The 23,032-nt window shown below is 56.8% G+C and carries 24 protein-coding genes; 11 read left to right on the top strand and 13 right to left on the bottom strand.

Annotation, left to right across the window (positions count from 1 at the left end):
- Position 1: 1 nt before the first annotated feature.
- Positions 2 to 1,384 (bottom strand): signal recognition particle-docking protein FtsY, encoded by a 1,383-nt coding sequence (gene ftsY / locus C0557_RS24350; RefSeq protein ID WP_208661815.1) that lies wholly within the window; start codon positions 1,382 to 1,384, stop codon positions 2 to 4.
- Positions 1,385 to 1,573: 189 nt separating this feature from the next.
- Here ftsY and rsmD point away from each other — a divergent pair, with 189 nt between their 5' ends.
- Together rsmD and C0557_RS24360 are read left to right on the top strand one after the other, a co-directional pair.
- Positions 1,574 to 2,179 (top strand): 16S rRNA (guanine(966)-N(2))-methyltransferase, encoded by a 606-nt coding sequence (gene rsmD / locus C0557_RS24355; RefSeq protein ID WP_208661827.1) that lies wholly within the window; start codon positions 1,574 to 1,576, stop codon positions 2,177 to 2,179.
- Positions 2,169 to 2,438: a DUF1145 family protein gene (locus tag C0557_RS24360; protein WP_172825198.1), complete on the top strand. Its 270-nt coding sequence runs from the start codon at positions 2,169 to 2,171 to the stop codon at positions 2,436 to 2,438. Before rsmD ends, C0557_RS24360 begins: the two co-directional genes overlap by 11 nt.
- Positions 2,439 to 2,462: 24 nt before the next feature.
- Here C0557_RS24360 and C0557_RS24365 read toward each other — a convergent pair whose 3' ends face one another.
- Positions 2,463 to 2,822 (bottom strand): DUF2500 domain-containing protein, encoded by a 360-nt coding sequence (locus C0557_RS24365; RefSeq protein ID WP_208661829.1) that lies wholly within the window; start codon positions 2,820 to 2,822, stop codon positions 2,463 to 2,465.
- A 129-nt stretch (positions 2,823 to 2,951) separates the two neighbouring features.
- Here C0557_RS24365 and C0557_RS24370 point away from each other — a divergent pair, with 129 nt between their 5' ends.
- Positions 2,952 to 3,578, top strand: coding sequence for a lysoplasmalogenase (locus tag C0557_RS24370; RefSeq protein ID WP_035888905.1), 627 nt, complete (start codon positions 2,952 to 2,954; stop codon positions 3,576 to 3,578).
- Positions 3,579 to 3,653: 75 nt separating this feature from the next.
- Positions 3,654 to 5,870 (top strand): Zn(II)/Cd(II)/Pb(II) translocating P-type ATPase ZntA, encoded by a 2,217-nt coding sequence (gene zntA, locus C0557_RS24375; RefSeq protein WP_208661834.1) that lies wholly within the window; start codon positions 3,654 to 3,656, stop codon positions 5,868 to 5,870.
- On the opposite strand, the gene tusA is transcribed toward zntA, so the two are convergent.
- A complete protein-coding gene (tusA, locus tag C0557_RS24380) occupies positions 5,867 to 6,112 on the bottom strand; it encodes a sulfurtransferase TusA (protein WP_007369684.1) in 246 nt (81 codons plus the stop codon). The two genes, zntA and tusA, sit on opposite strands and share 4 nt — an antisense overlap.
- Positions 6,113 to 6,300: 188 nt before the next feature.
- Here tusA and C0557_RS24385 point away from each other — a divergent pair, with 188 nt between their 5' ends.
- Positions 6,301 to 6,966 (top strand): 7-cyano-7-deazaguanine/7-aminomethyl-7-deazaguanine transporter, encoded by a 666-nt coding sequence (locus tag C0557_RS24385; protein ID WP_208661837.1) that lies wholly within the window; start codon positions 6,301 to 6,303, stop codon positions 6,964 to 6,966.
- Positions 6,967 to 7,038: 72 nt separating this feature from the next.
- Positions 7,039 to 7,596, top strand: coding sequence for a DcrB family lipoprotein (locus C0557_RS24390; protein WP_208661857.1), 558 nt, complete (start codon positions 7,039 to 7,041; stop codon positions 7,594 to 7,596).
- A 93-nt stretch (positions 7,597 to 7,689) separates the two neighbouring features.
- Here C0557_RS24390 and C0557_RS24395 read toward each other — a convergent pair whose 3' ends face one another.
- Complete coding sequence (locus C0557_RS24395) at positions 7,690 to 8,886, bottom strand: MFS transporter (protein ID WP_208661859.1); 1,197 nt, start codon at positions 8,884 to 8,886, stop codon at positions 7,690 to 7,692.
- Between the two features lie 146 nt (positions 8,887 to 9,032).
- On the opposite strand from C0557_RS24395, the gene C0557_RS24400 reads away from it, so the two are divergent.
- Entirely contained in the window at positions 9,033 to 10,082 is a 1,050-nt protein-coding gene (locus C0557_RS24400; RefSeq protein WP_208661872.1) for an AI-2E family transporter, read from the top strand.
- A 3-nt stretch (positions 10,083 to 10,085) separates the two neighbouring features.
- Here C0557_RS24400 and arnF read toward each other — a convergent pair whose 3' ends face one another.
- The 8 genes from arnF to C0557_RS24440 all read right to left on the bottom strand — a co-directional run bounded on the left by arnF (position 10,086) and on the right by C0557_RS24440 (position 18,394).
- A complete protein-coding gene (gene arnF / locus C0557_RS24405; RefSeq protein WP_074776023.1) occupies positions 10,086 to 10,472 on the bottom strand; it encodes a 4-amino-4-deoxy-L-arabinose-phosphoundecaprenol flippase subunit ArnF in 387 nt (128 codons plus the stop codon).
- Entirely contained in the window at positions 10,469 to 10,807 is a 339-nt protein-coding gene (gene arnE, locus C0557_RS24410) for a 4-amino-4-deoxy-L-arabinose-phosphoundecaprenol flippase subunit ArnE (protein ID WP_007369659.1), read from the bottom strand. Before arnE ends, arnF begins: the two co-directional genes overlap by 4 nt.
- On the bottom strand, positions 10,804 to 12,462 hold the full coding sequence (arnT, locus tag C0557_RS24415) for a lipid IV(A) 4-amino-4-deoxy-L-arabinosyltransferase (RefSeq protein WP_208661876.1): 1,659 nt from the start codon (positions 12,460 to 12,462) through the stop codon (positions 10,804 to 10,806). Before arnT ends, arnE begins: the two co-directional genes overlap by 4 nt.
- Positions 12,459 to 13,361 (bottom strand): 4-deoxy-4-formamido-L-arabinose-phosphoundecaprenol deformylase, encoded by a 903-nt coding sequence (gene arnD, locus C0557_RS24420; RefSeq protein WP_074776029.1) that lies wholly within the window; start codon positions 13,359 to 13,361, stop codon positions 12,459 to 12,461. The genes arnT and arnD overlap by 4 nt, the downstream gene beginning before the upstream one ends.
- Before the next feature lie 2 nt (positions 13,362 to 13,363).
- A complete protein-coding gene (gene arnA, locus C0557_RS24425) occupies positions 13,364 to 15,343 on the bottom strand; it encodes a bifunctional UDP-4-amino-4-deoxy-L-arabinose formyltransferase/UDP-glucuronic acid oxidase ArnA (protein WP_208661888.1) in 1,980 nt (659 codons plus the stop codon).
- Positions 15,340 to 16,323, bottom strand: coding sequence for an undecaprenyl-phosphate 4-deoxy-4-formamido-L-arabinose transferase (gene arnC, locus C0557_RS24430; RefSeq protein ID WP_208661891.1), 984 nt, complete (start codon positions 16,321 to 16,323; stop codon positions 15,340 to 15,342). Before arnC ends, arnA begins: the two co-directional genes overlap by 4 nt.
- Before the next feature lies 1 nt (position 16,324).
- On the bottom strand, positions 16,325 to 17,461 hold the full coding sequence (gene arnB, locus C0557_RS24435) for a UDP-4-amino-4-deoxy-L-arabinose aminotransferase (RefSeq protein WP_208663106.1): 1,137 nt from the start codon (positions 17,459 to 17,461) through the stop codon (positions 16,325 to 16,327).
- Between the two features lie 426 nt (positions 17,462 to 17,887).
- The gene (locus tag C0557_RS24440; RefSeq protein ID WP_208661893.1) at positions 17,888 to 18,394 is read right to left on the bottom strand and encodes a phenolic acid decarboxylase; all 507 of its coding nucleotides are present in this window, start codon (positions 18,392 to 18,394) and stop codon (positions 17,888 to 17,890) included.
- A 98-nt stretch (positions 18,395 to 18,492) separates the two neighbouring features.
- Between C0557_RS24440 and C0557_RS24445 the strand changes: the two genes are divergently transcribed.
- The 4 genes from C0557_RS24445 (at position 18,493) to C0557_RS24460 (ending at position 22,258) form a co-directional block, all read left to right on the top strand.
- Positions 18,493 to 19,350, top strand: coding sequence for a LysR family transcriptional regulator (locus C0557_RS24445; protein ID WP_074776039.1), 858 nt, complete (start codon positions 18,493 to 18,495; stop codon positions 19,348 to 19,350).
- A 100-nt stretch (positions 19,351 to 19,450) separates the two neighbouring features.
- Positions 19,451 to 20,509: an ABC transporter substrate-binding protein gene (locus C0557_RS24450; RefSeq protein WP_208661897.1), complete on the top strand. Its 1,059-nt coding sequence runs from the start codon at positions 19,451 to 19,453 to the stop codon at positions 20,507 to 20,509.
- Positions 20,496 to 21,497 (top strand): iron ABC transporter permease, encoded by a 1,002-nt coding sequence (locus C0557_RS24455; RefSeq protein WP_208661900.1) that lies wholly within the window; start codon positions 20,496 to 20,498, stop codon positions 21,495 to 21,497. Before C0557_RS24450 ends, C0557_RS24455 begins: the two co-directional genes overlap by 14 nt.
- Positions 21,494 to 22,258: an ABC transporter ATP-binding protein gene (locus C0557_RS24460; RefSeq protein WP_208661902.1), complete on the top strand. Its 765-nt coding sequence runs from the start codon at positions 21,494 to 21,496 to the stop codon at positions 22,256 to 22,258. Before C0557_RS24455 ends, C0557_RS24460 begins: the two co-directional genes overlap by 4 nt.
- On the opposite strand, the gene C0557_RS24465 is transcribed toward C0557_RS24460, so the two are convergent.
- Positions 22,220 to 22,939, bottom strand: coding sequence for a substrate-binding domain-containing protein (locus C0557_RS24465; protein WP_208661905.1), 720 nt, complete (start codon positions 22,937 to 22,939; stop codon positions 22,220 to 22,222). The two genes, C0557_RS24460 and C0557_RS24465, sit on opposite strands and share 39 nt — an antisense overlap.
- Between the last annotated feature and the right edge of the window lie 93 nt (positions 22,940 to 23,032).

Raw genomic sequence — 23,032 nt, forward strand, 5'->3', positions numbered from 1 at the left:
GTTAATCCTCTCGGGCAAAAAGCGCCTCAATAAAATCGCCCGCGTTAAACGGACGCAGATCTTCGATACGTTCGCCGACACCAATGTAGCGGATCGGAATGCCGAACTGATCCGCCACCGAGAAAATCACGCCGCCTTTAGCGGTGCCGTCGAGTTTGGTCAGCGTGATGCCGGTAAGACCCACAGCTTCGTGGAACAGTTTGGCCTGGCTTATCGCATTTTGCCCGGTGCTGGCATCAATCGTCAGCATCACTTCATGGGGAGCCTCTTCGTCCAGCTTTTTCATGACGCGGACAATTTTCTTCAACTCTTCCATCAAATGCGCTTTGTTCTGCAAACGCCCGGCGGTATCGGCAATCAGCACATCAATATTGCGCGCTTTCGCCGCCTGAATGGCGTCAAAAATGACCGAAGCGGAATCCGCGCCGGTATGCTGGGCAATCACCGGAATATTGTTGCGCTGGCCCCAAACCTGCAACTGCTCTACCGCAGCCGCACGGAAGGTGTCGCCCGCAGCCAGCATCACCGATTTGCCCTGCTGCTCAAACTGACGCGCCAGCTTACCGATGGTGGTGGTTTTACCCACGCCGTTAACGCCAACCATCAAAATAACAAACGGCGTTTTACCTTCAATATTCAGCGGCTCATCAACCTTCGCGAGGATGTCGCTCATTTCCTCTTTCAGCAAACCATAAAGTGCTTCTGCATCGCGAAGTTGCTTACGGCTTGCGCCTTCCGTCAGGTTGGTGATGATTCTGCGCGTGGTCTCAACGCCAACATCCGCAATCAGCAGTTGCTCTTCCAGCTCTTCAAACAGATCATCATCGATTTTTTTACCGCGAAACAGACTGATAAATCCGGAACCCAGATTTTCTTTTGTTTTCAGCAAACTGCGTTTCAGACGGGCGAAGAAACCCTCTTTTGTCGGTTTCTCCTGCTCCTGCGCTGCGTCCTCTGGCGGCACAACCATCACCGCTTCTTCTGCGGCTTCAGCGGCCAGCGCCTGCGCGTCCAGCTCTTCATCGCTTAGCGGCGCATCTTCCTCTGCGGCTTTTTCAACCAGCGGTTCGGCTTCCGCCTGCCACTCTTCCGCGCCGATCTCCTGCTCTGCGACCTCTTCCGGCAGCGGCAGTTCTTCATGCTCAACCTGAAGCGCCGGCTCTTCGACGACGGGCTCCGGCTGCGCCTCTTCGTGCGCCAGCTGTTCGCTGACCTCAACGATCTCTTCGGCAAATTTTTCGCTGTCGGCGGCAGGTTCGGTCGCCGGTGTCTCTTCAACCGGCTGCTCAGTTACCTGCTGTGGTTCGGTTTGCGCCTCTTCGGCCTGTTCTTTCTGCCCAAAGCCGAGCCAGGAAAAAAAGCCACGTTTCTTCTCATTTGCCATTGGCGACTACACTCCCGCTATTGATTCATGGCGCAGCCCGTCTTACATGACAGGGACTGAAAACATTTGTTAATTAGTCGGATAGTCTAACACTTTCCTCAACTCGCATCACGGCCTGAGGATTAGGGTTTAACGTCCTTCGTCAGACCGCTAGAATAGCAGGCCGAAATGATGAGCAAAGCGAAAACCATGAAGAAACCTAACCGTGCCGCCAGCGGCCAGATACGCATTATTGGCGGGCAGTGGCGGGGCCGCAAATTACCGGTTCCGGATAGCCCCGGCCTGCGTCCGACCACCGATCGCGTGCGGGAAACCTTATTCAACTGGCTGGCGCCATCCATGGTTGATGCACACTGCCTTGATTGCTTTGCCGGAAGTGGCGCATTAGGGCTGGAAGCGCTCTCGCGCTACGCCGCCAGTGCGACCCTGCTGGAAATGGAGCGTAGCGTCGCGCAGCAATTGCAGCAAAATCTGGCGACGCTGAAAGCTGTTAATGCCAAAGTGGTGAATACCAATACGCTCACCTATTTAGCAGGCCAGGGCACGCCGCACACCATTGCCTTTATCGACCCGCCATTTCGTAAGGGGATGCTGGAAGAGACAGTCCGCCTGCTGGAAAACAACGGTTGGCTCGCCGATGACGCATTAATTTATATCGAAAGTGAAGTCGAAAATGGCTTACCGCCAGTGCCAGCGCACTGGCTTCTGCACCGGGAGAAAGTCGCGGGCCAGGTCGCGTATCGTTTATATCACCGCGAAGTACCACAAGGAGAGAAGCATGCCGCTGCTGATTAATCTGGGACGCCTGCTGATGCTTTGCGTCTGGGCCTTTCTGCTCTGGAATCTGATCCAGCCGTTTCCGCGCCCGTTGAACATTTTCGTCAACGTCGCGCTGGTCTTTACCGTTTTCATGCATGCCTTACAGGCGACAATGCTGAAAACTGCGCTGCCGAAAGAGGGCCCGCAAATGAGCAAAGCTGAACAGATCCGCATTTTCCTGTTCGGCGTGTTTGAGCTGTTGATTTGGCAGAAAAAACTAAAAGCGAAGAAGTAATGTTATAGCCCGGAAGCGTCACGCTTACCGGGTTTGTTCAAAGCTGACAAAACGCGAGCCTTTATAGCTCAGCACGCCTTTATCACCGACCGTCAGCGCATGATATTGCTGCGCATCAACGCGAAAAACCATCTCCAGCCCGCCGCTTTGCGGCTTGAAACGCGCTTCATAACGCATGGCGCTGCCCGCCGGGATCTCCTGCTGCTGACGCGTGCGGCGATCGTTGAGTGGTTTTTCCCGCTTACTGCTCACCACCACGTTTTTTTGCTGTAGCGGAGCCGCATCGTTATCCGCCTTTTCCCGTCGCTGTTGAACATAGCGAAAAGAAGCGAGTACGACGATCAAGCCAATGACAAGAATGAAAAAAAGGGGTGGTTTACTCATGGCGGCGCCCTGTCAGAAAAAGCGGAATTGAGCTTATCGCGGGTGAAATAGCATTGTCATCCTCCTTTTTCCGCCACTACACTGAACAGGAGAGATTTACGCAACAATAACAGATACAGGGACTTAATTATGCTGTGGTCATTTATCGCTGTCTGTTTGTCCGGCTGGTTGTATGTCGATGCGTCTTATCGTGGCCCGACCTGGCAGCGCTGGGTTTTTAAACCCGTCACCCTACTGCTCCTGCTGTTGCTGGCCTGGCAAGCGCCGATGTTCGACGCCATCAGTTATCTGGTGCTGGCTGGCCTCTGCGCCTCGCTGGTTGGCGATGCGCTAACCTTGCTGCCGCGGCAAAAAATGCTCTACGCCATCGGCGCTTTTTTCCTCGCCCATCTGCTTTACACCATCTACTTCGCCAGCCAGATGACACTCTCCTTTTTCTGGCCGCTGCCGGTGGTGTTGCTGGTTATTGGCGCGTTGCTGTTAGCAGTGATCTGGACGCGCCTCGAAGAGCTGCGCATGGCCGTATGTGCCTTTATCGCCATGACGCTGGTGATGGTCTGGCTGGCGGGCGAACTGTGGTTCTTCCGCCCGACCAGCCCTGCGCTGTCGGCGTTTGTCGGTGCGGCGTTGCTGCTACTCGGCAATATTGTCTGGCTGGGGAGCCACTACCGTAAACGCTTCCGTGCCGATAACGCCATCGCTTCGGCCTGCTACTTCGCCGGACATTTTCTGATCGTCCGTTCGCTGTATATTTAAAAAGCTTGACTCTGGAGTCGACTCCAGAGTGTATCCTCCGGTTAATGAGAAAATTATCATTCACCGGAGGATGCCATGCCGACCCCCACTTCGCCCGCCGACACGAAAAAAGCCCCACAGTTTGCGGCCATAAAACTGCGCCCGTTGCCGGAAAAACCGCAATCCTGCTGCGCAGATAGCGCCTGCGAAAGTAAAGCGCAACCAGCGCTGAGCGCGGAAGGCGAACGCTACAGCTGGCTGGTTTCGGGTATGGACTGCGCCGCCTGCGCCCGCAAAGTGGAAAATGCCGTCCGCCAGGTTGAGGGCATTGGCCAGGTCCAGGTGACCTTTGCGACAGAAAAACTGATCGTTGTGGCCAGCGACGATGTGCGCGAACGCGTCGAGCAGGCCGTTCAGCAGGCTGGCTACCAGCTACGCAGCGAGAACAGCGCGCCCGAGCCCGCACCTTCGCGGCTGCGGGAAAACCTGCCGCTGATTGTCCTGGTGGTAATGATGGCGCTCAGTTGGGCGCTGGAGCAGTTCAACCATCCCCTTGGCCAGGCCGCCTTTATCGCCACCACGCTGGTCGGCCTGTGGCCGATTGCCCGCCAGGCGCTGCGCTTAATCAAAAGCGGTAGCTGGTTTGCTATCGAAACGTTGATGAGCGTGGCGGCGATTGGCGCCCTGTTTATTGGCGCAACGGCGGAAGCGGCGATGGTATTGCTGCTGTTTCTGATTGGCGAACGCCTTGAAGGCTGGGCTGCCAGCCGCGCACGCCGCGGCGTCAGCGCGCTGATGGCGCTAAAACCGGATACCGCCATCCGCTTGCGTCACGGTGAGCGCCAGACGGTCGCTGCCAGCGAGTTACAGCCGGGCGACACCATTGAAGTCCCGGCGGGTGGACGTTTACCTGCCGACGGCAAGCTGGTGTCGGCATTTGCCAGTTTTGATGAAAGTGCCCTGACCGGCGAATCGGTGCCGGTGGAGCGTACCTGCGGCGAATCGGTACCGGCTGGTGCCACCAGCGTCGATCGTCTGGTGACGCTGGAAGTGGTCTCGAAGCCCGGCGAAAACGCCATCGACCGTATCCTCAAGCTGATTGAAGAGGCCGAAGAGCGCCGCGCGCCAATTGAGCGCTTTATCGATCGCTTTAGCCGCATCTATACACCAGCGATTATGGCAGTAGCGCTGCTGGTCGCGGTTGTGCCGCCGCTGCTGTTCGCTGCGCCGTGGTTACCGTGGATCTACAAAGGGCTGGCGTTGCTGTTGATTGGTTGCCCGTGCGCGCTGGTGATCTCTACGCCAGCCGCGATTACCTCCGGGCTGGCAGTCGCCGCACGGCGTGGCGCGTTAATCAAAGGTGGCGCGGCGCTGGAACAACTTGGTCGCATCCGCCAGGTGGCATTTGATAAAACTGGCACGCTGACCATAGGCAAACCGCAGGTTGTCGCGGTCACGCCGCTGGCGGGGATCGACGAAGCGGAACTGCTGGCGCTCAGCGCCGCCGTTGAACAGGGCTCCACTCACCCGCTGGCGCAGGCTGTTGTACAGGAAGCGCAGCGCCGCCAGTTGCCGATTCCGACAGCGCAAGCGCAGAGAACGCTGGCCGGGAAAGGGATCGAAGCACAGATTGACGGGCAATATGTTCGCATCAGCGCACCGGATAAACTGCCGCAAGGAGTGCCAGGCTCGCTGTTAACACACATTCATCAGCAGGAGAGCCTCGGCCAGACCGTTATTGTGGTTGAGCGCGATGGCGAAGCGATTGGCACGCTGGCGCTGCAGGATACGCTGCGCGATGACGCTAAAGAAGCGGTTGCCGCGCTGCATGCGCTGGGCGTTCAGGGCGTGATCCTGACCGGAGATAACCCGCGCGCGGCGGCGGCGATCGCCGGGGAGCTGGGGCTGGATTTCCGCGCCGGGCTGTTGCCGGAAGATAAAGTGCAGGCGGTACAGGCGCTGAATCAGCGTTCACCGCTGGCGATGGTGGGCGATGGCATCAACGATGCGCCCGCCATGAAAGCCTCAACCATCGGGATTGCGATGGGCAGCGGCACCGATGTGGCGCTGGAAACGGCGGACGCGGCATTAACGCATAACCGCCTGATCGGCATTGGGCAGATGATCCGCCTGGCGCGCGCGACGCACAACAATATTCGCCAGAACATCGCCATGGCGCTGGGTTTGAAAGCTATCTTTCTGCTGACGACGCTGCTGGGAATGACCGGGCTGTGGCTGGCAGTGCTGGCGGATACCGGCGCAACGGTGCTGGTGACCGCCAATGCGTTGCGCCTGTTACGCAGCAAAGATTAGTGGCTTTTACGCACCACGTAGCGATACGGCAGTGATTCGGTTTGCCCGGCGACCAGCTCGTGTTCCATAAAACGGCAAAAGCCGGGAATATCGCGGGTGGTTGCCGGATCGTCGGCGATAATCAGCAATGTTTCGCCAACCTGCATATTACGCACGGTTTTGCGCACCATCATTACCGGTTCCGGGCAGCGTAAACCCTGCGCATCCAGCGTATGGTCAGCAGTGGAAAAGAAATCGGTCATCTTCATCTCGCAAGGGAAAAAACCGCATTAGTTTACGCCGCCTTTTTTGTGACGCAAGCAAGGTTAACGATTGCGTTAAAATTAACCATTGCATCCGGCAATAGTTGCAGTATCATGCGGCGGCTCTGCGTGGCAGAGCACAAAAAAGTACTGGGTTCCCTCACCCCATTTACCAAAAAGGTCACAATATGACGCAATTTTCATCCTCGCAGCGCATGAAAGCGCTGGTCTGGCTTTCGCTTTTTCATCTGCTGGTGATTATCTCCAGTAACTATCTGGTGCAGCTGCCGGTCGCCATTTTTGGTTTCCAGACCACCTGGGGCGCATTCAGTTTCCCGTTTATTTTTCTCGCGACAGATTTAACCGTGCGCATTTTCGGCGCGCCGCTGGCAAGACGCATTATTTTCGCCGTAATGGTGCCTGCGCTGCTGGCCTCTTATGTGATCTCTTCGCTGTTTTATATGGGAAGCTGGCAAGGTTTTGGCGCGCTGGCGCATTTCAACCTGTTTGTCGCCCGTATCGCCAGCGCCAGCTTTATGGCCTATGCGCTGGGGCAAATTCTCGACGTGCATGTGTTTAACCGCCTGCGTCAGAATCGCCGCTGGTGGCTTGCGCCTGCGGCTTCCACCGTGTTCGGTAACGCCAGCGACACCGTTGCGTTCTTCTTTATTGCTTTCTGGCGCAGCCCGGATGCGTTTATGGCGCAGCACTGGACGGAAATCGCGATGGTGGATTACAGCTTTAAAGTGCTTATCAGCATCGCCTTCTTCCTGCCGATGTACGGTGTGTTGTTGAATATGTTACTGAAAAGGCTGGCAGACAAATCTGAAATTAACGCGTTGCAGGCCAGTTAAGAGTACCGCCAGGCAGATGTGATAAGATGGGGCGCTGAGCCGTTATGGCTGTTTATTGAAAGGAAGAAGTCAATGCGCAATCTGGTTAAATATGTCGGTATTGGCCTGCTGGTCGTCGGGCTGGCTGCCTGTGATAACAGCGACAGCAAGAAGCCGGTTCAGGCCGCTTCAGCTGAAAGCAATGCAACAGGCCAGCCGATAACGCTGCTTGACGGCAAGCTCAGCTTCTCGCTGCCGGCGGATATGACCGATCAGAGCGGCAAGCTGGGCACCCAGTCTAATAATATGCACGTTTACTCCGACGCCACCGGCCAGAAAGCGGTGATCGTCATCGTTGGCGACAACACGCAGGAAGATTTAGCGGCGCTGGCGAAACGCCTGGAAGATCAACAGCGTGGCCGCGACCCGCAGTTGCAGGTTGTGACCAATAAAGCGATTGAGATCAAAGGCCAGACGCTGCAACAACTCGACAGCATTATCTCGGCCAAAGGTCAGACGGCTTGGTCTTCCGTGGTGCTGGGCAAAGTTGACAATAAACTGCTGACCTTGCAGGTCACGCTGCCAGCGGATAACCAGCAGCAGGCGCAAACCGCCGCAGAAAACATCATTAATACTATCGTGGTGAAATAATCCCGCTGCGAGGAATAACGAGGGAACCTGCGGGTTCCCTTTTTTATTGCCGGATGACACCGTCGTCCCGATAAACAGAGCGCTAGCGGGCAATCATCCCACCAACACCGGCTTTTGTTTTAATCGCCAGGCCAACAACAAGGCGATTGCTACCAGCCCTGCCGCCGCCAGATAAATCGACGACACGCCCGCCCATGCCATCAGCAACCCTGCCAGCGGGCCGGTAATACCCAGCGATAAATCCATAAACACCGTATAGGTTGCCAGCGCGGAACCCTGGTTATTCTGCGGTACCGCTTTCACGGCCACGACGCCCAGCGCCGGGAACACCAGCGAGAAACCAGCACCGGCAAGGAACACACCGAGTTTTGCCATCCACGGATCGACCGCCAGCCCCACCAGTACCAGGCCGAGCGTTTCGACCACAAAACAGATCATCGATACATTCAGGCCGCCAAAACGGTTGATGCCGTTAGGGAACAGCAAACGGGCACCAACAAACGCACAGCTGAACAGCGTCAGGGCAAATGCCGCGCCGTCCCAGCCTTTGGCTGCATAATAAAGCGTGATGAAGGTCGCTATCACGCCAAATCCTGCCGAACCCAGCGCCAGCGCCATGCCGTACGGCCAGACGCGCCCCAGCACTGCGCGAAACGGCAGTGGTTTGCCTTTGCTGGCCTTTACCCTCGCCCGCGGTAATGCCAGCACGATCGCCAGCAACGCAATGCCCATAATGGTTAATGACAGCCCCTGTAACCCGCCATAGCGGTAACAGAGGACGCCGAGCGGCGCACCCAGCGCCATTGCGCCATAGGTGGCAATGCCATTCCACGAGATCACACGACCAATATGTATGGAACCGACAACGCCCACGCCCCACAGCGTCGCGCCGGTCCCGGCAAAACTCTGGCCGATACCCAAAATCACACGCCCGAGGCACAACAACACCAGGCTTAATATGCCAGGGCTGCTGCCCATTGCCGCCAGCAAGTAACTGAGACCGCTAAGAAAGGCGCCGCACAGACCAAAGATAACGACCTTTTTCGGCCCCAATAAATCGGCATAGCGCCCGGCGTGCGGTCGGCTGAGCAGCGTGGCGAAATATTGCAAACTGATCACTAACCCGGCCCAGAAGGCGCTATAGCCCATCACATCATGGACATAGCCAGGCAACACCGCCAGCGGCAGTCCAATGGTGAGATAACTGGCAAAGTTAAAAATAACGACGGACAAAATCCGCAGATTGAGGCGCAATCCGCTAAGCGCCGGTTCAGCGGCATTTTCAGGCATGAAGTTTGACCCAGAGATTCACAACAGTGTTTCACTATTATCACGTCAGGGCGCAGAAATCAGCATCCACTTTAAGAATATCTCTGTCGGGCGAAGACGTTACGGGGCACTACACTTAACGGGCGTGATGACAAAAGGAATGCTGAATGACACAACCTCAACCGGACCAGGCAGGTCTTCATATTCTGTTAAAACTGGCAGCACTGGTGGTGATCCTCGCCGGGATCCATGCCGCCGCTGACATTATTGTGCAACTGTTGCTGGCGCTCTTTTTCGCCATCGTCCTTAACCCACTGGTGAGCTGGTTTATTCGCCGCGGCCTGAAACGCCCGGTCGCCATTGCGATTGTAGTGCTGGTGATGCTGATTTTCCTCACCGCGCTGTTCGCGGTGCTTGCCGCATCGGTGAATGACTTTATGACCCTGCTGCCGAAATACAATCGCGAGTTCACGCGCAAATTTCTCCAGTTGCAGGATGCCATGCCCTTCCTCCGGTTGCATATGTCGCCAGAGCGCATACTGCAACGCATGGATTCCGAGCGGGTAATGACGTTCGCAACGTCCATGGCGACCCAGCTATCGAATGCGATGGCCAGCATTGTGCTGCTGGTGATGACCGTGGTGTTTATGCTGTTTGAAGTACGCCACGTTCCCTACAAAATGCGTTTTGCCCTGACCAACCCACAGGTGCATATTGCCGGGCTGCACCGCGCGTTAAAAGGCGTCTCTCACTATCTGGCGCTGAAAACGCTGCTCAGCATATGGACCGGTCTGATTGTCTGGCTGGGGCTGGTGTTACTGGATATTCAGTTTGCGTTAATGTGGGGCGTGCTGGCTTTTCTGCTCAACTATGTACCCAATATCGGCTCGGTGCTCTCCGCGATCCCCCCGATGATTCAGGCGTTGCTGTTCAATGGTACTTACGAATGCTTGCTGGTTGGCGCGCTGTTCCTGGTGGTGCATATGGTGATTGGCAACATTCTTGAACCGCGCATGATGGGCCACCGTCTCGGGATGTCCACGCTGGTAGTGTTCCTGTCATTGTTGATTTGGGGATGGCTGCTCGGCCCGATCGGTATGCTTCTGTCAGTACCGCTGACCAGCGTCTGTAAGATCTGGATGGAAACCACCACCGGTGGCAGCAAGCTGGCGATTTTACTGGGGCCGGGCAGACCGAAAAGCCGCCTGCCCGGGTAAACGTTATTTGCCTGACCGCCCAGGCAGAAAAATAACCAGCACACCGGCGACAATCAGCAACACGCCAAGCCCGCCGCGCAGAGAGAAGGGTTCATGCCAGCCGGGCAACCAGATGGCGGCGGCCCACACCAGAATGTAACTCACGCTGAGCAGGGCATAAGCCTTGCTCAGCGGCAAACGGTGCAGCGCAAAATACCAGCATCCCATCGACGCCAGGTAGCCGAACAGCCCGGCAATCAGCGCCAGCGTTCCTTTCTGCGGCTGAAGCAGTACCGACACAAACTCCCACGAGAGGCTCACCGGCGGCAATGAAATCATCGCGTAACGCAGCAACAACTGCGCGACGCTGACCAGCAGCACGCTCGCAAGCGCCCATACCATGCCCCTCATCGCGTACTCCCCAGCAGCACAATACCGGCAATGATCAACGCAACGCCCACCGCATGACGCGCGGTAACTCGCTCATGCCAGATAAACCGCGCGGCCAGCGTAACCCAGACAAAATTGAGGCTCAGCATCGGATACGCCACGCCGACCGGAATACGCTGGAGCACCAGCAGCCACAGCGCCATACCGGCGCCCAACGATGCCAGCGCCAGCCCCAGCCACAGACCGAGATGCCTGCCGCGATGCCCCGGCGGCGCGGGGCGTGTCGCCTGTTTCTGGCACAGTTGCCCTACGCAGCTCAACAGGCTGGCGAGGAGGAGCCAGATCCAGCTTGTCATTGCGGATAGTACTGAATAAAGACCATACGCCCCTGCACATAGACGTTATCAGGTTTCGGGATCGGCAAACGGGTGAAATCATCCGGTTTAGACTGGTGCAATACCAGCGATATCACGCCTTGCTGACGGTGTTGTGCCAGCCAGTCAGTAAAACCATCCTCACTGACAAAGCGGCCCTGCCCGTCAGGATACGCCATCCCGTAGGTAAGCTCACCCTGCGTACCGAAGAGAATAATATCTTTGCGCTTCAGCTCCCACGCCAGACCAGCGGCAACCCCGACGTTATCGGCCAGTACATAGCGGCTGGGGGCCAGCGAGTCGTTGACGAAGTTAATTAAAAATTGCGGCTGTTTGGAATCCATCACTTTGTCCGGGATAACAATGCCCACCAGCAGTGCAATCCCCAGCGGACACAGCGCGGCGTACGACCAGCGCTCGTGACTGGCGCGCAACGTAAACAACCCGACCAGCAACCAGCAGAAAAAGGCAAATGCTGCCAGCGCCGCTTTATACACTTCGATCGGCATCCATACCGGATGCTTTAAAAAGCCCCACGGCGACACCACCAGCGCGGCAACCGTACCGATCAAACCAAAAGCAATGTTGATCCAGGCGTTAATGCGCAGCGCCCGGCCATGCTCTTTGGCCACCTCTACCGCATAGCGCGCCATCAGGATCGCCAGGGGTCCGAAACACGGCAGAATATAGGTCGGCAATTTTCCCTTCGCGATGCTGAAGAAAATCAGCGGCATCACCACCCAACCCAGCAAATAGAAGGCTTCGCGCAGCCCCTCTTTACGCGCCAGCCAGCCCGTTTTCAGCGCGCCAGGCAACAGCGCGAGCCACGGCAGCGAACCGGCAACCAGGAACGGAATGTAATACCAGAACGGCGCTTTGTGCTGCGCATCCTGCTGAGCAAAACGCTGAATATGCTCCACCCAGAAGAAGTAGCGCCAGAAATCCGGCTCGCGGGCAGCAATCGCCAGTCCCCAGGGCAGTACAGTCACGACGCAGCAGATCACCGCCAGCCAGCCCCAGAGCAGCACCTCTTTCCAGCGTTTCTGCACAATCACCCACGGCAGCACGCCGATCACCGGCACCGCCAGTGCGAGGAACCCTTTGGTCATCACCCCCATGCCGCAGGCAATGCCCAACAGCACATAGCCGCCAAACTTACCGCGCAGCGTGGTGGCCTGCGACGCAAGCCAGAAGCTGAACATCGCCAGCGTCATCCACAGCGTGATCATCGGGTCGAGCACCGCATAAGTGCCGATACCGTAAACTAAAAACGCCGTCAGGAATATCACGCCGGAAAGCACGGCAATACGTTTATCGCGCCACATCTTCCACGCCAGACCGCCAACCAGCAGCGCCGAAAGCGCAATCGAGAAGATGGCACCGGAACGAACCGCGAAGTTATTGTGACCAAACAGCCACTGACCAATATTGTTGATCCAGTACCCGGCAATCGGTTTTTCGAAATAACGCAGGCCGAGGAAATGCGGCACTACCCAGTCGCCGCTGTGCAGCATCTCCCGGCTGATTTCCGCATAGCGGGTTTCATCGGGCTGCCAGAGCAAGCGATATTCAATGGGAACGAGATAGTAGAGGGCAAATAGCGCGAACAGCACCAGCGTAAAATAACGGGATTTCATGACCCTGAACTCAACAGTTGTTGGCAACCCAGCCAGCCTTCCCGGCCGACCACTTCTCCGCGCACGACTTTGCCCACCGGCAACGTGGCTACATCATCCGGCAATAGCTGGCTCAACGGGCAAAAGACGATTTGCTCGCGGGTCGCCATTGCCAGTAATTCATCAAATCCATCCGCGCCGATGATCCCTTCCACTTCAGCATGAATGGTATAAACCGGCGTCCCGTTATCACGATGGATACAGTCGAGAATATAGCGATTGTATTCAGCGGCGCTCACCGTGGTGCCGACCACTTCATCCCAGGTCGGCAACGTCACCGGGATCTGCGGAGCCGCACAGGTGTTGTCCGTCAGTTGCGGGCGAAACGGCTGCGTACCGCGACAATCGCTGTTATAACGGAAGTCGAACGCAGACTTCGCTTTCACCACCCGCTGATCGGCGCGCCAGCCTGCAACGGCCGAACAGGTCACCGAACGACCGATAATCACTTCCAGCGCCAGCAGGCCGCGTTCGATCTCTGCCTCTAAACGCTTTTGATCCCATACTCCGCTCCAGCGCTGCCAGCCGTGGTGATCCCAGGCGTGCAGCCCGACTTCATGGCCCTGCGCGGTCTGGCGAATAATTTCCGCATTCCCTTCGCCGATTAACCGTCCCGGCCAGGCCGTTCCGGCCAGCAGAATATCCCAGCCGTAGAGCGATGCCGCGCGCGAGCGCAGCATCTTCCACAGAAACTTCGGCTTAAGCAGGCGCCAGATATGGCGCCCCATGTTGTCCGGCCCGACGCTAAAGAAAAAGCTCGCCTGAATATGGTGCTTTTTTAACAGCTCCAGCAGGCGCGGTACGCCATCACGCGTGCCGCGAAAGGTATCGACATCAATACGTAAGCCGACATATTTCATGCTTATTTCTCATCCGTCAGTTCGACAGTGCGCAGGAAGAAATCCAGCGTCTCGTCGATGGTCTGGCGCATATCCACGGTCGGTTCCCAGTGCAGGCAGCGTTTAGCGTTACGGATGCTCGGTTTGCGGTGCTCCACATCCTGGTAACCTTTGCCGTAATAGGTGCTGCTTTCCACTTCGCGGAAACCGGCGAACGGCGGGAAACGATCGCGCAGCGGGTGTTTCTCAAAGCTCGCCAACAGCATTTCGGCCAGCTCTTTGATGCTCGCTTCGTTATCCGGGTTACCGATGTTGATGATCTCGCCGTCGCAGCGCCCATCTTTGTTTTCGATAATGCGGAACAGCGCTTCGATACCGTCGCTGATATCGGTGAAGCAGCGTTTTTGTTTACCGCCTTCGATAAGCTTGATCGGCGAACCTTCCACCAGGTTGAGGATCAGTTGGGTGATGGCGCGGGAGCTACCGATACGCGCCGCGTTCAGGTTATCCAGGCGCGGCCCCATCCAGTTAAACGGACGGAACAGGGTGAATTTCAGACCGTGCTTGTCGCCGTATGCCCAGATCACGCGGTCGAGCAGTTGCTTCGATACTGAGTAAATCCAGCGCTGTTTGTTGATCGGGCCAACCACCAGGTTCGAATTGTCTTCGTCGAAATTCTTGTCGGTACACATGCCGTACACTTCGGACGTCGACGGGAAAATGATGCGTTTATTGTATTTCACGCAGTCACGGATGATTTTCAGGTTCTCTTCAAAATCCAGCTCGAACACGCGCAGCGGGTTGCGGGTGTATTCGATCGGCGTGGCGATCGCCACTAGCGGCAGCACCACGTCGCATTTTTTGATGTGATACTCGATCCACTCGGAGTGAATGCTGATATCGCCTTCAACGAAGTGGAAGCGCGGGCTGCCGAGGAAACGGCTGATCGCATCCGATCCGATATCCAGACCGTAGATCTCGTAATTGTCATCACGCAGCAGACGTTCGGTCAGATGGTTACCAATAAAGCCGTTCACGCCAAGGATCAGCACGCGAGTACGGCGTTTTACCGCCACCACCGGTTTGCTGGTCAGCAATGCGCCAGCGACCAGCCCCAGCGACTGCGCCAGTTGCGTACCCTGCATATAAACGCCGTTATCGGCCTGGCCGGTCAAAATTTCCAGCGCGCCTTCGCCACAGGCGACAATCAGCGGCGCAACAGACAGCACGGTGCCTGCGCGGGCCGGGCTGAGATCGGTACGCACGCGGGATTTCCAGACGATAAATTTATGGGTACCGGCAAAGCTGTAGGCGCCCGGCCACGGATCGGAAACGGCGCGCACCAGGTTTTGCAGCGTCTGCGCCGGTTTTTCCCAGTCAAGACGGCCATCTTCCGGTGTGCGGCGGCCAACATAGCTGGCTTTGCTCTCGTCCTGCGCGGTTTCACTGAAGCGCTGCACTTTGATGTCTGGCAGCACGCTGCTCAGCATCGCTTTTGCCGCCTCGGACAGCTTACGGTGCAGCGAGAGGGCTTCATCATTTTCCTCAATCGCCACGCGCTGCTGCGCGATAATCGCGCCCGCATCGGCCCGCGCGACCATGCGATGCAGGGTAACGCCGGTTTCCGTTTCACCATTGACCAGCACCCAGTTCAGCGGTGCGCGGCCACGATAAGCCGGCAGCAGGGAGCCATGCAGGTTGAACGCGCCAAGACGCGCGGTGTTGAGGATGTTGTCGCACAGCAGGTTGCGGTAGTAGAACGAGAAGATCACATCCGCGTTGAGGTCGCGAATACGGTCCACCCACAGCGGGTGGTTAACATCCTCCGGTGCATAAACCGGAATGCCGCGCTCAGCGGCAATGCGCGCCACGGAGCCAAAAAAGTGGTTTTCATTCGCGTTGTCAGGGTGAGTAAAAATCGCTGCAATCTCAAATCCGGCATCCAGTAACGCCTGTGTACCAACACATCCCATATCATGGTAAGCAAAAACTACGGCTTTCATTGTTTTTTTTCCTCTTGCGAATCATCAGATTCTTGACGAACGACACGTTGAATAAAGTAGCGAGGACGGGCGCGCACATCGTTGTAGATGCGGCCGATATACTCCCCAAGCAGCCCCATGCCGATAAACTGCGCGCCGATAAAGGTGAACAGGATGGCGAAGAGCATAAACACCCCTTCCCCCGCCCACTGCGGCCCAAATGCCAGACGCAGCACCACCAGCAGTACCGCCAGCGAGAAGCCCACCAGGGCAATCACGCTGCCGAAGACGCTCAGCAAGCGCAGCGGCGTGGTGGTCAGGCAGGTCACCAGGTCGTACATCAGATTGATCAGCCGCATAAAGCTGTATTTCGAATCACCGAACTCACGTTCGGCGTGCTGCACCGGGATCTCAACCGCCCGGCGGGCAAAGGTGTTGGCGAGGATCGGGATAAAGGTGCTGCGCTCGTGGCAGTGCAACATGGCATCGACAATATGGCGGCGGTAAGCGCGCAGCATGCAGCCGTAGTCGCCCATCGCTTTACCGGTGGTGCGCTGAATCAGGCGGTTGATGGTGCGTGACGCCATTTTGCGGAACAGGCTGTCCTGGCGGTGCTGGCGCACGGTGCCGACCACGTCATAACCTTCATTGGCTTTCGCCACCAGACGCGGGATCTCTTCCGGCGGGTTTTGCAGATCGGCATCCAGCGTGATGATCAGATCGCCGGTGACATGGCTGAAACCGGCCATGATTGCCGAGTGCTGGCCATAGTTGCGGTTCAGCAACACGGCAACAATATGGCTGCCTGGCTCCTCTGCCGCGGCGGTTAACATCTGCGCGGAGTCGTCGCTACTGCCGTCATCGACCAGCAGAATTTCGTAATCAATGCCGAGCAGATCGCAACTCGCCGTGGTGCGGCGAATCAGTTCCGGCAGGCTCTCTTGCTCGTTGTAAACCGGGATAACCACGGAAACTTTTTCGACAAGCGGTAAGGTAAACATATCAGCGCCCTGCAATGTTTTTGAGCGCATCAATGACGCGGGTTGAGTCGTCATGGGTCATGTCCGGGAAAAGCGGCAGGGAACAGATACGTGCGCTGTTCCACTCCGTATTAGGTAAAACAATCGGGAAGCGTTCGCGGTAGTACTTCTGCGTATGTGCCGCGCGAAAATGCAGGCCAGTGCCAATGCCCTGCGCTTTCAGGGTTTCCATCAGTGCGTCGCGGGAGATACCGCAACGTTGTTCGTCAACGCGAATAATAAACAGATGCCAGGCGTGTTGATGCGGCCATGACGGCAGCGCCAGCGGCTGGAACGGGGTATCCGCCAGTTCCTGCAAATAACGTTGAGCAATCTCCTGGCGACGGGCATTGGCCGCTGGCAATTTACCAAGCTGCACCAGCGCAATGGCGGCGTTGATATCGGCCAGGTTGTATTTAAAGCCAGGGGAGATCACTTCCGCCTGCGGCGCTCGGCCGTGGGTCTGCCGATCATAGGCATCCACGCCAAGCCCGTGGAATTTCAGGCTGCGAATACGGTTGGCCAGTTGTTCGTCGTCCGTCACCACTAACCCGCCTTCAGCGGAGGTCATGTTTTTAATGGCATGGAAGGAAAAAATCGCCGTACCGCGCGAACCCACATGCTGACCTTTGTAGTACGTTCCGGCTGCGTGCGCCGCATCTTCAATCACCGGAATACCGTGCTTCTCGCCAATGGCGCGAATGGCATCAATGTCGGCAGGCGCGCCCGCATAATGAACAGGAATAATGGCTTTGGTTCGTGGCGTAATCGCCGCTTCAACCGCTTCAGGGGTGACCATCAGCGTGTCGCGATCGACATCGATCATCACCGGCGTCGCGCCGAGCAGGACGATCATGTTGAGAGTGGAAACCCAGGTCATCGACGGGGTGATTACTTCATCACCCGCACCAATCCCCAGCGCCATCAGCGTGACGTGCATTCCGCCTGTTGCAGAACTCACCGCAATCGCATGGCGGTTACCGGTCAGCGTGCAAAAAGCGTCTTCGAGCGCCTGGTTTTTCGGACCTGTCGTGATCCAGCCGGAAGAGAGCACTTGCTGAATGGCTGCGAACTCTTCATCTCCCATTGACGGGCGCGAGAACGGTAAAAAATCACTCATCATTTTTCCTTGGCGTCAAAGACGCATAAACAGACCGCCACAAAGACACTTTGCGGCTAGTGAGTAAAATGGCGGATGAATGTTAAACCACAATATAATGACTGCATTTTTTATGCGTTAATCATCATTCACAGTTGGTCGGTAGATGTTATCAAAGGAATATTAGGACAAGATTAAGAAATCTGAGAAGTGTCAAATTTAACAATTATAAAAAATATTTACTTTACAATGCGTTAAATTGCCAGGAAGGGAAATTAAGCTGTGATGATTGTCAAAAAAATGAAACAATTAACGCCTCTGTGTTGTATACAAAGGCGTTTTTCTTTGCTATTTAAACGATACATCAACAAAACAGAAAAATTAATATGGTTATGCAATTAATTATTTCTATCGTTACTGTTTAAATATATTTTCCTGAATAAGAAATCAGGACAAATTCTGCGGAAAATTAGCCGGTAATTCGCTGGCGGGGCAGTCTATTACGCTATCGTTATTCGCGCCGCAATCGCGCACAAACGTAATGGTGGCGAATTCATCAATCACTTCGGTCGGATAAGCCGGGCCCGCCGCGCGGTAAGACTCCATCAGCGGAATGTGATCGTTCTGGAAGCAGACGGTTTTTTCCGGGTTGTTGATCACCCAGCGCGGGAAGAAGATGGTGCCGTGGAACAGGCGATCGCCGAGGTTCACAATCAGGCTGACATCGGTGCCGGTCGGTTCAGTCCAGGAAATTTTATAAATACTTTCCCCCACGCGAACGATATACGCATGCTGGTTTTTCACCCAACGGTTCGCCACGATGCCGCTATGAATACGGTAATCCAGGGTTTCGCCGTTTTTCACGTAGATCTCGTAATTCCAGCCATTATCGTAGGTATAAACCAGATGTTTGCCGATAAAACCGCTCAAATCATGTTTATCAAAGGTGCTCATTTTTCATCTCCTCTGTTCGATAAGGTGATCCTACGCGCGTAAAAATCCAATGAATAATGCTATATTTGCATCAAATTAATTCAATTTTTAGATGAGTCATGCACAAGACCACGCTGGAACAATGGACGCTGCTGCAAAAAGTGGTGGAGCTGGGCAGCTTTGCCAAAGCCGCCGACGAAACGCACCGCAGCCAGTCATCCGTGAGCTACAACCTGGCGCTATTGCAGGAAAGGCTGGGCGTTGCCTTGCTGGTACAAGAAGGGCGTCGCGCGGTGCTGACACCCGCGGGCGAACTGCTGCTCAACCAGGTGAAACCGCTGCTCAAAGCCTTCGACTGGGTCGAAACCCGCGCAGCAACGCTGCGTAACGGCATGCGCACCCGGCTGGATCTGGTGGTGGATAACATCTTTCCCCGCGCGCGCCTGTTCGCCATTCTGCGCCAGTTCCAGCAGCGCTATCCGCAAACCCAGGTACGGTTGACCGAGGTGCTGGAAAACGCCTCCAACGAGCTGCCGGTGTATGCGCAGGCGGATGTGATGGTGCTGACCCGCCGCCAGGACACCACCGGGCGCGGCGAATGGCTGATGAATATCGATTTTGTCGCCGTCGCGCACCGCGATCACCCGCTGGGCGCGGCGCAACAGGTGAGCGAAGAGATGCTGGCCGAGTGGCCGTTAATCCGCATTGCCGAGAGTGATGCCCGGCAAAACCAGAGCGCGCAGGAGTCGTGGACTTTTTCCACCATCGATGCAGCGATAGAAGCGGTGCAGTATCAGGTCGGCTATGGCTGGCTGCCGGAAGAGCGCATTCAGCCCTTGCTGACAAACGGCGTGCTGAAAATACTGCCGCTCAGCCACGGCGCGCGACGCGCCACGCCGCTGCATCTGATCGTCAAAAAAGACCTCGCGCCGCTGGATGAGCAGGTCGAGATGTTGTTGCAGTTGTTCAAGGGGTAACCCCCTACCCCTGAATTTCTTCACCGCGTCATTTACAGACATGGTCGCTATATAATCTAATACATATCGTAAAATTCCTATTCCAGACAGAGCGATAATCATGTCGAACAAAATTTCCGCATTAATTCTGGGCACGGTACTGGCCTGTACCAGCCTTTTTGCCCATGCCGACCGCACCATCACCGATCAGCTCGGCCGCCAGGTCACCCTGCCGGATCACATCACTCGCGCGGTGGTATTGCAGCACCAGACGCTGAACCTGCTGGTGCAACTGCATGCCGCCGACGATGTTGTTGGCGTACTGAGTAGCTGGAAAAAACAGCTCGGACCGGAATTCGCCCGCTTTATGCCTGGCATTGAAAAACTGCCGACGCCAGGCGATCTGACGCAGGTGAATATCGAAAGTCTGCTGGCGCTGCATCCGCAGGTGGTGTTTATCGCCAACTACGCGCCCGCCGATATGATCCAGCAAATCCAGCAGGCCGGCATTCCGGTCGTGGCGGTTTCGCTGCGTCAGGATGCCGAAGGCGAGAAAAACAAAATGAACCCGACGATGGCGGACGAAGAGAACGCCTACAACGAAGGGCTGAAACAGGGTATCCGCCTGATTGCCGAGGTGGTCGATCGCAAACAGCAGGCTGAAGCGTTGATCGACTACACCTTCAGCGCCCGCGCGAAATTCAACGCGCCGGTGGCGAATATTGCGGAAGCGGACAAAGTTCGCGTTTATATGGCGAACCCGGATCTGAACACTTACGGTTCCGGCAAATATACCGGGCTGATGATGGAGCACGCCGGTGCGAAAAACGTCGCTGCCGCCACCATCAAAGGCGCGCGTCAGGTTTCGCTTGAGCAGGTTATTCAGTGGAACCCGCAGGTAATTTTTGTCCAGGATCGCTACCCGGAAGTGGTGAAAGCGATTGAGAACGATCCGGGCTGGAAAAATATCGACGCAGTGAAAAACCATCGTGTCTGGCTGATGCCGGAGTATGCCAAAGCCTGGGGTTACCCGATGCCGGAAGCGCTGGCGATTGGCGAACTGTGGATGGCGAAAAAACTCTATCCGGCACGCTATGCCAACGTGAATGTTGATGCCCAGGCGCAGGACTACTACCAGCGTTTCTATCGCGTCAACTGGCAAGCGAATGCGGGCAAATAACCGCTTTGCGCTGTTGCACGGCGGTTTTATTGCGTTAACGCTGCTGCTGGCACTGACCTCGCTCGGCCTGGGCCAGTACCGGCTCAGCATTCACGACGTGGCGTCGCAACTGCTCGCGTTCCCCGGCAACGGCGCGGCCGGGCAGATTGTCTGGTCGGTGCGCTTACCGCGCATTCTGCTGGCGCTGCTGGCTGGCGGCGCGCTCGGTCTGTGCGGTGCCGTGCTGCAGGGCGTGTTCCAGAACCCACTGGTCGATCCGCATATTATCGGCGTAACTTCCGGCTCCGCCTTTGGCGGCACGCTGGCCATTCTGCTCGGTTTCAGCCCACTGCTGATGATGACCTCAACCTTTGGCTTTGGCCTGGGTGCGCTGGTGCTGGTGTGGCTGATTGCCGCCTTACAACGGCGAGAAAATACGCTGATGCTGATCCTCTCCGGCATCATTATCAGCGGCTTTTTTGCCGCGCTGGTCAGCCTGATGCAGTACATGGCCGATACCGAAGAGACGTTGCCGAACATCGTTTTCTGGCTGCTGGGCAGCTTCGCCACCGCCAACTGGCACAAAGTGCTGATGCTTTGCATTCCGGTCGGCATCGTCAGCACCATGCTACTGATGCTGCGCTGGCGCATTAACCTGCTGGCGCTGGATGAGAAAGATGCGCTGGCGCTGGGCGTACCGCTAAAACGACTGCGCCGCTGCGTGCTGGTCGGTTGTGCGGTACTGGTTTCTTCGCAGGTGGCGGTCAGCGGCAGTATCGCGTGGATTGGTCTGGTGATCCCCCATCTGGCGCGGCTGCTGGTCGGTGCCGATCATCGCCGGCTGTTGCCGGTCGCTTTCTGGCTCGGCGCCAGCTTTATGCTGCTGGTTGACGATCTGGCGCGCACCTTAACGCAGGCGGAAATCCCCCTCGGCATTATTACCGCCCTGCTGGGCGCACCGGTATTCGCCGCTTTGCTGATTCATAACAACCGCCGGAGGTGGCAATGACGGAACCTGTATTAACGGTGAAAGATCTGGTGTATGGCCGCGAACGCGCGCTGTTTACCCCCCTCAGCTTCTGCTGTCATCCCGGCGAGATCTGGGCGGTGCTCGGCGCAAACGGGCTGGGGAAAAGTACGCTACTGGATACGCTGACCGGCGTGCTGCCTGCGCTGTCAGGCAGTTTTTCCGTGCAGGGTGGCGTCGGTATCGTGCCGCAGTCTTTCCGGCCGGCCTTTGCCTGGCGCGTACGAGATGTGGTGTTGATGGGACGCGCACGTCATGTCGGGCTGCTGTCGATGCCTTCCGCAGCGGACGATGTGCAGGTCGAAAAAGCGCTCAGCCAGCTAAATATCCGCCATCTTGCCGACACATCGTTTGTGCACCTTTCCGGCGGCCAGCAGCAACTGGTGATGATTGCCCGCGCGCTGGTCAGCGGTAACCAAACCATTCTGCTGGATGAGCCCTGTTCGGCGCTGGACCTGGCCAATCAGCAGGTGGTGTTACAACTGATTGATTCGCTTGCGCATCAGGAAGGGCGCTGCGTCGTTTTTACCACCCACGATCCGACCCATGCGCTGCAAGTTGCTCATCAGACGCTGTTGCTGTTGCCGGGCCAGCGCTGGCTGGCAGGTGAAACGCAGCAACTGCTCAGCGAAGCGAACCTGCAATCCGCCTACGGTCTGCCGGTGCGCCGCATTGAGCTGGCAGAAACCACGGCGCTGGTGCCGTTATTCCGCCTGCGGCGGCAAAAAACCGGCAGCGCGTAAACAGGCTTGCCCCTGCGAACCAACGATAAACTGCATCAACGGCGCGGCCGGTTCCTCCAGCAGCGCCAGCGCGTAGTTGCAGCGAATGTTGTGCGCGGGCGGAATATCCACCACCCGCACATCCCGTTCCGCCGCCAGCAACGTGGTGTAGTGCTGATAACCGATAAACATGTCGGCAAATCCTTCACGAATGAGCCACGCGCTGGCGATCTCTTTGGCAGGAACCGTTAAGCTGTCGCGCCCGCCCACCAGTGGCTGCGCGCGTTGCCGCAGTTGCTCTCCCAGCCCCGGTTTCAGCGTGTCGAGATGTGCAAAGAGCTGCCAGGTGTAGTCGCCAGAAGGATCGCAGCCGGGCGTGGATGTTCCGAGTCGCAACGTCGGATCGGCCAGCAACGTCAGCCAGTCCACCTGCGGTGCAGCGCTACGCACCGTCAGGCTCAACGCATTGGCGGCAAAAACCTGTATAGCCCGCGCACGCCGCGCATCCACCAGCGCCTGCGGGTGCGCGGTATTAGCAGACGCAAACAACGCACAGCGTTCCCCGGCCTCGATCCGTTCACGCAGCAGCCCCGCCGGGCCAAATCCGGCCTCAACCGCAATTCCAGTCTGCTCGCTAAACGCCGCCAGCAGTGGGGTAAACGCCCGTTTCAGGCTGCCTGCTGCCAGTACTGTTAATGTCATGTTCAGGTATCCGTGAGGTTCAACCGCCAGCCATCTTACGCGTCACGCGGCGGGAGATAAATCCTTGTGATTCACATGGTTTTTGATCCAGGA

Origin of the sequence: Kosakonia sp. MUSA4 (assembly GCF_013085925.1) — a bacterium.
GTDB classification, from domain to species: Bacteria; Pseudomonadota; Gammaproteobacteria; order Enterobacterales; family Enterobacteriaceae; genus Kosakonia; species Kosakonia sacchari_B.